This window comes from Pectobacterium wasabiae CFBP 3304, from assembly GCF_001742185.1.
Taxonomy (GTDB): Bacteria; Pseudomonadota; Gammaproteobacteria; order Enterobacterales; family Enterobacteriaceae; genus Pectobacterium; species Pectobacterium wasabiae.
In genome coordinates this window covers 3,785,752-3,799,911 of record NZ_CP015750.1, presented here as the reverse complement: position 1 = coordinate 3,799,911, position 14,160 = coordinate 3,785,752, and the positions used below count along the sequence as shown (strand labels likewise).

Sequence of the window (14,160 nt, the reverse complement as noted above, 5' to 3'; positions counted from 1 at the left end):
TAGCGACAAATGTAAAAAAGCACCCAAGATGGGTGCTTTTGTAAGGCTGGTATCTAGGACTAATAATTAGCCATAAATATTAGCGCGGTCGCGGAGTTCCTTGCCCGGCTTAAAGTGAGGGACGTATTTACCTTCCAGCTCAACTTTATCACCCGTTTTCGGATTACGACCTACACGCGGTGCACGGTAGTGAAGTGAAAAACTGCCAAACCCACGGATCTCAATACGGTCGCCTTCGGCTAACGTAGAGGCCATTTGTTCAAGCATTTCTTTCACTGCATCCTCAACCACTTTGGCCGGGATATGAGATTGCTGTCCAGCAAGCCTTTCAATAAGTTCAGACTTGGTCATAGCGCCTCCAAATGCGTGGCTATCAATAGCCAGGATAACTGACTACCGTTACAAGAATGAGCAACTTACGTTGCTCATTCTACCGTTGTGATTACTCGCCTTTAGCTGCTTTGAATGCTTCTGCCATCGCGCTGGAGAAATTATTTTCTTCCGGCTTGTTGTTAACAGTTGCAATTGCATCTTTCTCATCAGCTTCGTCTTTCGCACGAACAGACAGGCTAACAACGCGGTTTTTACGATCAACACCGGTGTATTTCGCTTCAACGCTGTCACCAACGTTCAGTACCAGCGTTGCGTCTTCAATGCGATCGCGAGAGGCTTCAGAAGCACGCAGGTAGCCTTCTACGCCATCCGCTAATTCAACTGTAGCACCTTTGGCGTCAACCGCTGTAACTTTACCAGTAACAATAGCACCTTTCTTGTTAACAGACAGGTAGTTATTGAACGGGTCTTCAGCCAGTTGTTTCACGCCCAGAGAGATACGCTCGCGCTCTGCGTCAACTTGCAGAACAACAGCGGCGATTTCATCACCTTTCTTGTATTCGCGAACGGCTTCTTCACCAACCACGTTCCAAGAGATGTCGGACAGGTGCACCAGACCGTCGATGCCGCCGTCCAGACCGATGAAGATACCGAAGTCAGTGATAGACTTGATTTTACCTTCAACGCGGTCGCCCTTGTTGTGGGTTTCTGCAAACAACTGCCATGGGTTGGATTTACACTGTTTCAGGCCCAGAGAGATACGACGACGTTCTTCATCGATATCCAGAACCATCACTTCCACTACATCACCAACGTTAACAACTTTGGATGGGTGGATGTTTTTGTTGGTCCAATCCATTTCGGAAACGTGTACCAGACCTTCAACGCCTTCTTCGATTTCAACGAAGCAGCCGTAATCAGTCAGGTTGGTCACGCGGCCAGTCAGACGCGTGCTTTCTGGGTAACGCTTAGCGATAGCGACCCATGGATCTTCGCCCAGTTGTTTCAGACCCAGAGACACACGAGTACGCTCACGGTCAAACTTCAGCACTTTAACAGTGATTTCGTCGCCCACATTGACGATTTCGCTTGGGTGTTTAACACGTTTCCAAGCCATATCAGTGATATGCAGCAGGCCATCAACGCCGCCCAGATCAACGAATGCACCGTAGTCAGTAAGGTTCTTAACGATACCTTTAACTTCCATGCCTTCCTGCAGGTTTTCCAGCAGTTGATCGCGTTCAGCGCTGTTTTCAGATTCGATAACTGCACGGCGAGAAACAACAACGTTGTTGCGTTTCTGATCCAGCTTGATAACTTTGAACTCAAGCTCTTTGCCTTCCAGATGCAGCGTGTCGCGAACCGGACGAACGTCTACCAGAGAACCTGGCAGGAACGCACGAATGCCGTTCAGCTCAACAGTGAAACCGCCTTTAACCTTACCGTTGATAATACCAGTAACTGTTGCAGCTTCTTCGTAAGCTTTTTCCAGCGTCAGCCATGCTTCATGACGTTTAGCTTTTTCGCGAGAAAGCAGCGTTTCACCGAAGCCATCTTCGATAGCGTCCAGAGCAACGTCAACTTCATCACCGACCTGAATTTCCAGTTCGCCCTGTGCGTTCTTGAATTGCTCTACCGGAATGGCAGATTCAGATTTCAGACCGGCATCAACCAGTACGACATCTTTGTCAATAGCAACAACAACACCGCGCACGATGGAACCAGGACGGGTTTCGATTTCTTTCAGGGATTCTTCAAAGAGTTGAGCAAAAGATTCAGTCATGTTTGATAATCTTAAGGGTTTCAATTTAACGTCCATCTGGCATCCTGCTCGATGGGGTTGTTTAACATGCCCCGCTGTGCATCCTTACAGCGAGGTAAAAATTCAGTTTTCTGTGATTACGCTAAAATTTCGCGGGCATAAGCCAACGCACGCGCTATCACTTCATCGATCGTCATTTCCGTTGAATCCAGCACCAACGCATCGGCAGCAGGCACTAACGGCGCAACAGGGCGGCTACGATCGCGCTCGTCCCGTTCTTTTATCTCAGACAAAAGACGTTCAAAGTTAACACTAAAGCCCTTCCCCTGCAACTGTAGCATGCGTCGTTGTGCACGTTCTTCCGCGCTGGCATCCAGGAAAATTTTCACAGGCGCATCAGGAAAGACCACCGTTCCCATATCACGGCCATCGGCAATCAGGCCCGGCGCCTCACGAAATGCACGCTGCCGACGTAATAATGCCTCACGAACGCGTGGGAAAGCCGCAGCCTGAGAAGCCGTGTTGCCCACCGCTTCGGTACGAATTTCGTGGCTAACATCTTCGCCTTCAAGGATAACTTTCAACTGCCCGTCTTCTGCAACAAAACGCACATCAAGATGAGAAGCGAGCGGGACCAGTGCGTCTTCCGAGCTGATATCGACATGGTGGTGTAACGCCGCCAGAGCCAAAACACGATAGATAGCCCCCGAGTCCAGCAGGTTCCATTGTAAAGCTTCAGCCAATGCCTTACACAACGTACCTTTGCCTGCGCCGCTCGGTCCGTCAACCGTAACTACCGGTGCCATCACCGTCATTTCTCTCTCCTTTAATACTGGGAAGTTCCGCTTATGCCGCTTTATGGCGTCACGGAGCCTCATTATACGCATCAATACAGAGAAAGGTTACCCTAATGCCGGGATGGCGGGAAAAATAAGGCATTATCTGAACGCGGTACGCAAGTTCAGAGAGAAAGTCGCACGTAGAACGGGAAAAAAGGCACGGAGACCGTGCCTTAGAAAGGAATTAAGCCAGCTCGCTGAGGCGCGCCAGTTGCTCGAAGTAGTCAGGGAAAGTTTTAGCCGTACATTTCGGATCAAGAATGGTGACCGGCGTATCCGACAGCGCTACCAGCGAGAAACACATCGCCATACGATGATCGTTATATGTACCGATCTCTGCCGCTTTCAGCTTAGCGGGCGGCGTAATGCGAATATAGTCGTTACCCTCTTCAACTTCCGCGCCCACTTTACGCAATTCGATCGCCATCGCGGCCAGACGGTCAGTTTCTTTCACGCGCCAGTTATAGATATTGCGTAACGTGGTCGTACCGCCCTGCGCGAAAAGCGCCGCCGTCGCGATAGTCATCGCGGCATCAGGAATGTGATTCATGTCCATATCGACCGCACGCAGTTCGCCGCGCTCGCATTCGATATAATCGTCACCCCAACGCACGATCGCGCCCATTTTTTCCAGGACATCGGCAAAGCGAATATCACCCTGTACGCTATTACGGCCTACACCAGTCACGCGTACAACGCCGCCTTTAATTGCCGCTGCGGCCAGAAAATAAGAAGCTGACGACGCGTCACCTTCCACCAGATAATCACCCGGTGAGCGATACTGCTGGCGACCTGCGACAAAGAAGCGCTGGTAATTATCGTTACGTACCTCAATACCAAACGCTTTCATCATATGCAGCGTGATATCGATATACGGTTTAGAAACCAGATCGCCCTGAATACTGATGTGCGTATCTTGCGTGGCCAACGGCGCGGTCATCAACAGTGCAGTCAAAAACTGGCTGGATACACTACCGTCTACGCTGATTTCGCCGCCCTGAAAACCACCGTGCAGACGAAGCGGTGGGTAGCTTTCCTGCTCCAGATAGTCAATTTTCGCCCCACCCTGGCGTAGTGCATCGACCAGATGCCCGATTGGACGCTCTTTCATGCGAGGTTCGCCAGTCAACACAATATCGCCAGCCGTCAGACATAGCGCGGCAGCCAACGGGCGCATCGCCGTACCCGCATTCCCCAAAAATAGTTCTAGCGGTTGCGCTGCCGTAAACGCGCCACCCAGGCCGATAATCTCACAGATTGTCCGGTCAGATGACAGATGATATTCCACGCCCAGCGCCGTTAACGCAGTCAGCATATGGCGGACATCATCACTGTCTAGCAGATTAGTAAGCCGGGTTTTGCCTTCGGATAAGGCAGCCAGCAACAGCGCACGATTAGAGACGCTTTTTGATCCTGGAAGGTTAAGGGTACCGTTAATCAGCTTGATGGGATGTAAGGTCAGGGATTCCTGCATGTGACGCCTATTCTTTCAACGTGGACATAAAAACCCCGGCAAGCCCGGGGTTTATCAAAATGTGTATACCCGTCATACTTCAAGTTGCATGTGCGTTGGCTACGTTCAGTCACCCGAATCACTTACTTGAGTAAGCTCATCGGGATGCTTTCTCTTGCCGCCTGCCTGAAACTCGAATTATTTAGGGTATAGCGAAGCCGTATTAATCAACCGTGGCGACGTGCGAAGTCGGCCATAAACTCAGTCAGCGCTTTCACACCTTCCAACGGCATGGCATTGTAGATGGAGGCACGCATGCCGCCTACAACACGATGGCCTTTCAATGCGTGCAGGCCCGCGGCAACAGACTCTTCCAGAAAGACTTTATCCAGCGCAGAATCCGCCAACAGGAATGGCACGTTCATACGAGAGCGGTTCGCTACCGCGACATCGTTACGATAGAAGTCGCTGCCGTCAATCGCGCTATACAACAGGTTGGCTTTATCTTGGTTACGCTTTTCCATTTCAGCCAAGCCGCCCTGCTCTTTCAGCCATTTGAAGACCATGCCAGACAGATACCAGGCAAAGGTTGGCGGCGTGTTAAACATGGAGTCATTGTCCGCCAGAATCTTGTAATCCAGAATCGATGGCAGCTCACGGCGTGCTTTACCCAGCAAATCTTCACGCACGATAACCAGCGTCAGACCTGCGGGGCCGATATTTTTCTGCGCACCAGCATAGATCACGCCGTAACGGCTGACGTCAATGCGGCTAGACAAAATGCTGGAAGAATAGTCGGCAACCACAATTTTATCGCCAAAATCGGGTTCTTCTTCGATCGCAACGCCGTCAATGGTCTCATTCGGACAATAGTGTACAAACGCAGCATCATCAGACAATTGCCATTCACGCATCGGCTTAATGCCGCGCAGATCGCCTACGCGCGTTTTCACGTCAATCACGTTTGGCGTGCAGTATTTTTCTGCTTCATTGATTGCGCTGTGCGCCCAATATCCGCCGTCGATGTAGTCAGCCGTTGAACGCTCGCCCAGGAGATTTAACGGCACGGCGGCAAATTGCGCACGAGCGCCGCCGTGGCAAAAGAGCACTTTGTAGTTGGAGGGGACTTTCAGCAAGTCACGCAGATCTTGTTCGGATTCAGCAGCGACCTGCATAAACTCTTTACTACGGTGGCTGATTTCCATGACCGATGTACCCAAGCCATTCCAATTACATAATTCCTGTTCAGCGCGACGCAGTACTTCAACCGGCAGCATTGCTGGACCGGCGCTAAAATTAAAAATCTGAGTCATTTCCCCTCACCACACCTGAAAAATAGCGACTGTTTTATCACCGTTGTTACAAATACTATTTTTATACCCGTCATAAAGCTGCATGTGCGTTGACTTTCCTGCAACTTGAATCATTTGGAGTATATAAGCCTGCCGGTTATAAAAACACCGCTGTTACACGATTGTAGTTATAACGGAACGACCGCCATAACCACACTACTTTTACCCTGCTATCGGTTTTATCACTCGTCCATCGCGGCTGCAACGCTTATTGCGCTTTCATTATGCAAAACGGCACGCTACCCAGTCTGTTCTTTTTCACTGTTGCCGATCTGTTATGAATAAATAGAGTCCAGACAGAAAAATCCGTATCATGCCGCTTCCGCTAATCTCGATAAGAGTGAACACCATGACTCAAACGTTTATCCCAGGCAAAGACGCCGCCCTGGAAGATTCCATCGCCCGTTTTCAACAGCAACTCCAGGACCTGGGGTTTAACATCGAAGAAGCGTCATGGCTGAATCCGGTGCCAAACGTCTGGTCTGTCCATATCCGAGACCGCGATTGTCCGCTTTGCTTCACTAACGGCAAAGGTGCCAGTAAGAAAGCGGCACTGGCTTCCGCGTTAGGTGAGTATTTCGAGCGCCTGTCCACCAACTATTTCTTTGCTGACTTCTATCTCGGCAAAACGATCGCTAACGGTGATTTCGTCCATTATCCGAATGAAAAATGGTTCCCTATTCAGGAAGACGATGCGCTGCCGGAAGGAATTCTGGATGCCCGTCTGCACCAGTTTTACGATCCTGAGCAGGAACTGAGCGCCAGCGATCTGATCGATCTGCAATCCGGCAATGCCGACAGAGGCATTTGTGCGCTGCCGTTTACCCGCCAGTCCGATCAGCAAACCGTCTATATTCCGATGAATATCATCGGTAATCTGTACGTCTCTAACGGGATGTCCGCTGGGAACACCGCCAACGAAGCCCGCGTTCAGGGGCTGTCAGAAGTATTTGAGCGCAGCATCAAAAACCGCATCATTGCCGAGTCCATCAGCCTACCGGAAATCCCGCAAGAGGTGCTAAACCGCTACCCGGGCGTGGTTGAAGCGATTGCAACACTGGAAAAAGAAGGTTTCCCGATTTTCGCTTACGATGCGTCACTGGGCGGGAAATATCCGGTCATCTGCGTGGTGCTGTTTAACCCCGCTAACGGCACCTGCTTTGCCTCCTTCGGCGCACATCCTGACTTCGGCGTGGCGCTGGAACGTACCGTCACAGAGCTTCTGCAAGGCCGCGGCCTGAAAGATCTGGACGTGTTCACCCCACCGACGTTTGATGATGAAGAAGTGGCCGAGCACGCGAATCTGGAAACCCACTTCATCGATTCCAGCGGTCTGATCTCCTGGGATATGTTCAAAAAAGAAGCAGATTATGAATTTGCCGACTGGAGCTTTAAAGGCTCAACGGAAGAAGAATTTGCAACGCTGATGGCGATCTTCAAGCAGGAAGATAAAGAAGTCTACATTGCCGACTATGAGCATCTGGCCGTTTATGCCTGTCGCATCATCGTGCCAGGTATGTCAGACATCTACCCCGCTGACGATCTGCTGTTGGCTAATAACAGCATGGGTGCTCACCTGCGTGACACGCTGCTGGCGCTGCCTGGCAGCAAATGGGAACAAGACGCCTATCTGGCGCTGTTGCAACAGTTGGATGACGAAGGACTGGATGACTTCACCCGCGTGCGCGAGTTGCTTGGTATTGCCACAGGAAAAGATAATGGCTGGCTCACTCTACGCGTTGGCGAATTGAAAGCGATGCTGGCGCTGGCTGGCGGCGATCTGGATCAAGCGCTGACCTGGACAGAATGGACGCAGGATTTCAACGATTCAGTCTTCAGCGCACAGCGCAGCAATTACTACCGTTGCCTGCAAACCCTGCTGCTACTAGCACTCGAGCCTGAGCGCGATCCCGCTGAATACTACGATGCCTTCACTAAAATGTACGGCAGTGAGACAGTCGATGCCGCCAGTGCCGCCGTTGCTGGAGAAGCGTGCTTCTACGGCCTGTTTGTCGTAGACGATACCTTTACCTCTTTACCTGCGCATCAGTCGTTGCTGGCTGCCTATGAAAAGCTGCAACAGGCCAAACGCCGTTATTGGCAGTCAAAATAATGTCTACGTGATGCAGTCATCGTGCAATCTTATAATGATGGCAGCGATCTGTTGTGAATAGCTTAAATAGCCCTTTATTTTAAAGGGCTATTTTATTGTCCTTTGGACAATAATTGATTATTCGTGATGCATAATCAGAATATTGTTATTGAATAGTGAATTTTTAATTAAATTACCTCGACAAGGTGGTACTGAAATTCTACAAAACATGATTTTTATTAACGCTAAATCGGTAGGTTTAACCTGTGCCATTCAACTCTTTTTGCAAAATTTAAAATATTTTTTTATCATATAATTCAATAAATTAACCATAAAACCTAGGTATCACGCCCTCCCTATCGACCTATTAATTTCTTGCAATATGATCCATGTCAAATTTTGCCGTATACTGCTTTGTTAGTATCTCAACGCTGATAAATTTTAAGAGAGAGTTAGTGTGAAAGCTGACAACCCCTTCACTCTATTACTGCCGGCCGCGATGGCAAAAGTTGCTGAAGACGCCGGAGTCTATAAAGCTACCAAACAACCGTGTACGACGTTTTATTTAGCGATCACTGCGGGTGTATTTATTTCGATCGCCTTCGTCTTTTATATTACGGCCACCACGGGAACGTCGACGATTCCTTTTGGTATCGCGAAATTGATCGGAGGTATCTGTTTCTCCCTTGGCCTCATGTTGGTTGTCGTCTGCGGCGCGGACTTGTTTACCTCAACCGTTCTCATCGTGATTGCCAAAGCCAGTGGACGTATTACCTGGAAGCAGCTAGCCTGTAACTGGGCTAATGTTTATGTCGGCAACCTGATTGGTGCGCTTTTCTTCGTTGGACTTATCTGGTTCTCGGGAGAGCATATGGTCGCAAACGGTGCATGGGGCCTTAACGTCCTGCAAACAGCGGAACACAAACTTGAACACACTTTTGTTGAAGCGCTGTGTCTGGGGATCCTGGCCAACCTGCTAGTCTGTCTGGCTGTGTGGATGAGCTATTCCGGCCACACGCTTACCGATAAAATGTTTGCCATGATCCTGCCTGTCGCCATGTTCGTTTCTAGTGGTTTTGAGCACAGTATCGCCAACATGTTCATGGTTCCTATGGGCATCGTTATCAAAAATTTTGCGGCCCCAGAATTCTGGAATGCCATTGGCATGGCGCCGTCTCAGTTTGAACATTTAACCGTCAGTCACTTCATTACCGATAATCTGATTCCCGTCACCCTAGGGAATATCATCGGCGGCGGTATAATGGTCGGTTTAACATATTGGGTAATTTATTTGCGCGGTGGAGACAAGCACCACTAAGGTGCAATCGGCCGCAACGTCGGGTTTTAAGAAATCCATATCAAAGGTAGGTGTAAAATGACCGAGCTGAATGAAAAATTGGCCAATGCATGGCAAGGCTTTAGCAAAGGTGAATGGCAGGATAACGTCAACGTTCGTGACTTTATCCAGAAAAACTACACGCCGTATGAAGGTGATGAGTCTTTCCTGGCTGGCGCAACTAAAGCGACCTCAGCGCTGTGGGACAGCGTCATGGAAGGCATCAAACAGGAAAACCGTACTCACGCCCCTGTTGATTTTGATACCCATGTTGCTGCGACTATCACGTCTCACGACGCGGGATACATCAACAAAGGTCTGGAAAAAATCGTTGGTCTTCAGACTGATGCTCCGTTGAAGCGTGCGTTGATTCCGTTTGGCGGCATCAAAATGGTTGAAGGTTCATGCAAAGTTTATGGCCGTGAACTGGACCCTCAGCTGAAAAAAATCTTCTCTGAATATCGCAAAACGCACAACCAAGGCGTGTTCGATGTTTACACTCCAGATATCCTGCGTTGTCGTAAGTCTGGCGTTCTGACTGGTCTGCCAGATGCCTACGGCCGTGGTCGTATCATCGGTGACTACCGTCGCGTTGCGCTGTACGGTATCGACTATCTGATGAAAGACAAGTTTGCTCAGTTCACTTCTCTGCAATCCAAACTGGAAAACGGCGAAGATCTGGAAGCAACAATCCGTCTGCGTGAAGAAATTGCCGATCAGCATCATGCATTGAGCCAAATTAAAGAAATGGCAGCGAAATATGGCTGCGATATTTCTGCCCCAGCAGCGACAGCTCAAGAAGCCGTTCAGTGGACTTATTTCGGTTACCTGGCTGCGGTGAAATCACAGAATGGTGCGGCAATGTCCTTCGGACGTGTCTCCACTTTCCTGGATATCTACCTCGATCGCGATCTGAAAGCCGGTAAAATCACGGAAGAAGAAGCTCAGGAAATGATTGACCACCTGGTCATGAAACTGCGTATGGTGCGTTTCCTGCGTACTCCTGAGTATGATGAACTGTTCTCTGGTGACCCAATCTGGGCAACAGAATCTTTGGCTGGTATGGGGCTGGATGGTCGTACACTGGTGAGCAAAACCAGCTTCCGCTTCCTGAACACCCTGTACACCATGGGGCCGTCTCCAGAGCCGAACATGACCATCCTGTGGTCTGAAAAACTGCCACAAAGCTTTAAAAACTATGCGGCTAAAGTCTCCATCGATACCTCTTCTCTGCAATACGAGAATGACGATTTGATGCGCCCTGACTTTAATAACGATGACTATGCAATCGCGTGTTGCGTAAGCCCAATGATCGTTGGCAAACAAATGCAGTTCTTCGGCGCCCGTGCAAACCTGGCGAAAACCATGCTGTACGCTATTAATGGCGGCGTGGACGAAAAACTGAAAATGCAGGTTGGTCCTAAATCAGAACCAATCAAAGGCGACGTGCTGAACTTCGACGAAGTGATGGATCGTATGGATCACTTCATGGATTGGCTGGCTAAGCAATATGTCACCGCGCTGAATGTCATCCACTACATGCATGACAAATACAGCTACGAAGCATCGCTGATGGCACTGCATGACCGTGACGTATTCCGTACCATGGCGTGTGGTATTGCTGGTCTGTCTGTTGCTGCTGACTCTTTGTCTGCCATCAAATATGCCAAAGTTAAACCAATTCGTGATGAAGATGGTCTGGCTATCGACTTTGATATCGAAGGCGAATATCCGCAATTCGGTAACAACGATGCTCGCGTAGATGAACTGGCTTGTGATCTGGTTGAACGTTTCATGAAGAAAATTCAGAAACTGAATACCTACCGTGGCGCAACCCCGACTCAGTCTGTTCTGACCATCACCTCTAACGTGGTATATGGTAAGAAAACAGGTAACACGCCAGACGGTCGCCGCGCTGGTGCTCCGTTCGGACCAGGTGCTAACCCAATGCACGGCCGTGACCAGAAAGGTGCTGTTGCCTCTCTGACTTCAGTTGCCAAACTGCCGTTTGCTTACGCGAAAGATGGTATTTCTTATACCTTCTCCATCGTACCTAACGCATTAGGTAAAGACGACAATGTGCGTAAAGCTAACCTTGCTGGCCTGATGGATGGTTACTTCCATCATGAAGCCAGCATCGAAGGCGGCCAGCACCTGAACGTCAACGTCATGAACCGTGAAATGCTGCTTGATGCGATGGAAAACCCGGAAAAGTATCCGCAGTTGACTATCCGTGTATCTGGCTACGCAGTGCGTTTCAACTCACTGACGAAAGAACAGCAGCAAGACGTCATCACCCGTACTTTCACACAGTCAATCTAGTTTCCATGACTGTCTGAAAAGACGTAAAATAAAGGCTCCACGTCAGTGGGGCCTTTTTCTTACCCTCGCTTGTCGTTCAGATTGTTAGCCTGTTTTGCCAGCCCGCCATGCTGCCCTATCATGTGGCTGGCTGGCAAAACAGATTCGACGCAGCATCTGTCACACGGTGTTCTTCTGTCAGAAACGTCTGCCAGATCGATACCCGCTTTCTTATGACTGCGCTCATAAAGACCGCTATTGTCCGGTCAAATTTGGAGAAAACCTCGCAATGTCAGTAATCGGTCGCATCCACTCCTTTGAATCCTGCGGCACCGTCGATGGCCCAGGCATCCGCTTCATCATCTTCTTCCAGGGTTGTCTGATGCGCTGTCTGTATTGCCATAACCGTGATACCTGGGATACACATGGTGGCAAAGAAGTGACAGTTGAAGAGCTCATGAAAGAAGTCGTGACCTACCGCCATTTTATGAATGCATCCGGCGGCGGCGTAACGGCATCGGGTGGTGAGGCCATACTACAAGCTGAGTTTGTACGCGACTGGTTCCGCGCCTGTAAGGCAGAAGGTATCAATACCTGTCTGGACACTAACGGATTCGTGCGCCGTTACGATCCCGTCATTGACGAGCTATTAGACGTCAGCGATTTAGTGATGCTCGACCTGAAGCAAATGAACGATGATATACATCAGAATTTAGTTGGCGTATCGAATCACCGTACTCTGGATTTCGCTCGCTATCTGGCAAAACGTAACCAGCGTACCTGGATACGTTATGTAGTGGTGCCTGGCTGGTCTGACGACGATGCGTCCGCGCACAAACTGGGTGAATTCACTAAGGATATGACGAACATCGAGAAAATTGAACTTCTGCCCTACCATGAGCTTGGCAAACACAAGTGGATCGCAATGGGCGAAGAGTACAAATTGGATGGTGTTAAACCGCCGAAGGCCGATACGATGGATCGCGTTAAATCAATTCTTGAAAGCTACGGTCACAAGGTAATCTACTAACCTTTGATGCTTTCTGAAATAGCGCGCTTCATGGCGCGCTATTTTCATTTCAGCAGATTAACATCATTAAAACGTTACACTGCACTAGGCCAGATTTCCTGCCGCTTTGATTTTCACCTGAACCGCATTCCCCGGCAGATAGGCCAAAGGAATTTCCTGATAATCGATGATCTCAACGCTGCCTAGCGTTGCGCCCATCTCTTCAGCAAGACAAATCGTTTGCTGCTGTAATTCCTTTTTTACTTCTTCACGTTCGTGATCCGGCATTTTAACCACACGCTCGATCTGCGCCCCCACCTTCCCTAACGCCACCCCCACCGCATTTGCCGCATCGAAATTCAACGGGCGCATAACCTGACTGACACCAGATAAAACGTCAGGCAGTAAAATGCTTCCGCCGCCAACAAGCACCGCAGGAATAGCCGCACTTGATGATTTAATCCGGTCGATAGCACTTTCTACTTTATCAATCATCTGACGATAAGCCTGCTGGCAAAGCGCTTTATCCAGTTCAGGTAGCGGACGAGGAAGTGTGGATGTCCATCGCTCACGATGAAGGCGCAGCATGATATCACTGAGCGTTAACGTCTCCCCGCCAAAGCTGACGCCCTGTTCAAGAAGACGATAGCCGACGCTGTCAGGCCCAAGGGTGAGTGTCCCATCCGGAGACTGTCGAACACAGGTTCCTCCGCCAATACCGATAGAAATGATATCCGGCATCCTGAAATTCGTCCGCACATCACCCACTTCAACGGCGATTGCCGATTCACGCGGGAAACCATTCACCAACACGCCAATATCGGTTGTCGTGCCGCCGACATCGATAATCAATGCATGATCCAAACCCGAAAGGTGGCACGCCCCACGAATCGAGTTCGTTGGCCCACAGGCCATCGTCAGAATCGGGTATTGCTTCACCATACTTTCGGACATCAATGTGCCATCATTTTGCCCAAAGAATGGCGTAGCTTTGATACCGTGCCGAACTAACGCTTGCGTGAAACCGTTAACAAAACGGGTGGCAGTGCTTTGCAACGACGCATTCAAGATCGTCGCGTTTTCCCTTTCCAGCAATCCCGTGCTGCCTATCCGGTGGGATAACGACAGAGAAACATCAGGCAATGCCGCGTTTACCCACTGGGCAACCCGCAACTCTTGCTCATTGTTTACGGGGGAAAATACGCCACAGATAGCCACGCTATCGACATGACCTCGCATCTTGTCACAAACCGCCAACACCTCATCCCTCAATATGGGATGGATCTCACGACCATCAAATTCATAGCCGCCGTGAAGCTGGTAGAAATGTTTGCCTAGCGTCTTTTGCCACTCGTCATCCCAGCCAAATAGCGGTGGGACGCTATCACTGCTTGGCAAATTCAGGCGCAATAACCCGACGCGATCCAGCCCTTTCCGCTCGACAATCGCATTCGTACATTGTGTTGTGCCTAACATCGCATAGCGAATATGCTGCGGCGCGATGTCAGATTTAGCCAATACCTCAGCAATCGCCCGCTCTATACCGCTGTAGATATCCATGCTGGTAGGACATTTGGTCGTCGCAATACAGCGCAGGTCAGCATCTAAAATTGCCGCATCCGTGTTTGTGCCGCCGACATCAATCCCGAGTCGGTAATCATGTTTATGTAACATCGGGAAAGC

General features: G+C 49.8%; 10 protein-coding genes. 4 read left to right on the top strand and 6 right to left on the bottom strand.

Features of this window, described 5'->3' with window-relative positions; genetic code table 11:
- Positions 1-66 precede the first annotated feature (66 nt).
- The 5 genes from ihfB to serC form a co-directional block, all read right to left on the bottom strand.
- On the bottom strand, positions 67-351 hold the full coding sequence (gene ihfB, locus A7983_RS17315; RefSeq protein ID WP_005967571.1) for an integration host factor subunit beta: 285 nt from the start codon (positions 349-351) through the stop codon (positions 67-69).
- Positions 352-442: 91 nt separating this feature from the next.
- Complete coding sequence (gene rpsA, locus A7983_RS17310) at positions 443-2,116, bottom strand: 30S ribosomal protein S1 (protein ID WP_025918975.1); 1,674 nt, start codon at positions 2,114-2,116, stop codon at positions 443-445.
- Between the two features lie 116 nt (positions 2,117-2,232).
- A complete protein-coding gene (gene cmk / locus A7983_RS17305) occupies positions 2,233-2,910 on the bottom strand; it encodes a (d)CMP kinase (protein ID WP_005967565.1) in 678 nt (225 codons plus the stop codon).
- A 208-nt stretch (positions 2,911-3,118) separates the two neighbouring features.
- Complete coding sequence (gene aroA, locus A7983_RS17300; RefSeq protein WP_005967563.1) at positions 3,119-4,408, bottom strand: 3-phosphoshikimate 1-carboxyvinyltransferase; 1,290 nt, start codon at positions 4,406-4,408, stop codon at positions 3,119-3,121.
- Between the two features lie 206 nt (positions 4,409-4,614).
- Complete coding sequence (serC, locus tag A7983_RS17295; protein ID WP_005967561.1) at positions 4,615-5,700, bottom strand: 3-phosphoserine/phosphohydroxythreonine transaminase; 1,086 nt, start codon at positions 5,698-5,700, stop codon at positions 4,615-4,617.
- A 388-nt stretch (positions 5,701-6,088) separates the two neighbouring features.
- Between serC and ycaO the strand changes: the two genes are divergently transcribed.
- The 4 genes from ycaO (at position 6,089) to pflA (ending at position 12,498) form a co-directional block, all read left to right on the top strand.
- The gene (ycaO, locus tag A7983_RS17290) at positions 6,089-7,852 is read left to right on the top strand and encodes a 30S ribosomal protein S12 methylthiotransferase accessory factor YcaO (RefSeq protein WP_005967559.1); all 1,764 of its coding nucleotides are present in this window, start codon (positions 6,089-6,091) and stop codon (positions 7,850-7,852) included.
- Between the two features lie 436 nt (positions 7,853-8,288).
- The gene (gene focA, locus A7983_RS17285) at positions 8,289-9,149 is read left to right on the top strand and encodes a formate transporter FocA (RefSeq protein WP_005967557.1); all 861 of its coding nucleotides are present in this window, start codon (positions 8,289-8,291) and stop codon (positions 9,147-9,149) included.
- 57 nt (positions 9,150-9,206) lie between these two features.
- Positions 9,207-11,489: a formate C-acetyltransferase gene (gene pflB, locus A7983_RS17280; RefSeq protein ID WP_005967554.1), complete on the top strand. Its 2,283-nt coding sequence runs from the start codon at positions 9,207-9,209 to the stop codon at positions 11,487-11,489.
- Between the two features lie 268 nt (positions 11,490-11,757).
- Entirely contained in the window at positions 11,758-12,498 is a 741-nt protein-coding gene (gene pflA, locus A7983_RS17275; RefSeq protein WP_005967552.1) for a pyruvate formate lyase 1-activating protein, read from the top strand.
- A gap of 84 nt (positions 12,499-12,582) precedes the next feature.
- On the opposite strand, the gene A7983_RS17270 is transcribed toward pflA, so the two are convergent.
- Positions 12,583-14,151: a hydantoinase/oxoprolinase N-terminal domain-containing protein gene (locus A7983_RS17270; protein ID WP_005967550.1), complete on the bottom strand. Its 1,569-nt coding sequence runs from the start codon at positions 14,149-14,151 to the stop codon at positions 12,583-12,585.
- Between the last annotated feature and the right edge of the window lie 9 nt (positions 14,152-14,160).

Bases quoted from the DNA above. Each gene is read 5' to 3' on its own strand.
- ihfB (WP_005967571.1), bottom strand. From the start codon at position 351: ATGACCAAGTCTGAACTTATTGAAAGGCTTGCTGGACAGCAATCTCAT.
- rpsA (WP_025918975.1), bottom strand. From the start codon at position 2,116: ATGACTGAATCTTTTGCTCAACTCTTTGAAGAATCCCTGAAAGAAATC.
- cmk (WP_005967565.1), bottom strand. From the start codon at position 2,910: ATGACGGTGATGGCACCGGTAGTTACGGTTGACGGACCGAGCGGCGCA.
- aroA (WP_005967563.1), bottom strand. From the start codon at position 4,408: ATGCAGGAATCCCTGACCTTACATCCCATCAAGCTGATTAACGGTACC.
- serC (WP_005967561.1), bottom strand. From the start codon at position 5,700: ATGACTCAGATTTTTAATTTTAGCGCCGGTCCAGCAATGCTGCCGGTT.
- ycaO (WP_005967559.1), top strand. From the start codon at position 6,089: ATGACTCAAACGTTTATCCCAGGCAAAGACGCCGCCCTGGAAGATTCC.
- pflB (WP_005967554.1), top strand. From the start codon at position 9,207: ATGACCGAGCTGAATGAAAAATTGGCCAATGCATGGCAAGGCTTTAGC.
- pflA (WP_005967552.1), top strand. From the start codon at position 11,758: ATGTCAGTAATCGGTCGCATCCACTCCTTTGAATCCTGCGGCACCGTC.
- A7983_RS17270 (WP_005967550.1), bottom strand. From the start codon at position 14,151: ATGTTACATAAACATGATTACCGACTCGGGATTGATGTCGGCGGCACA.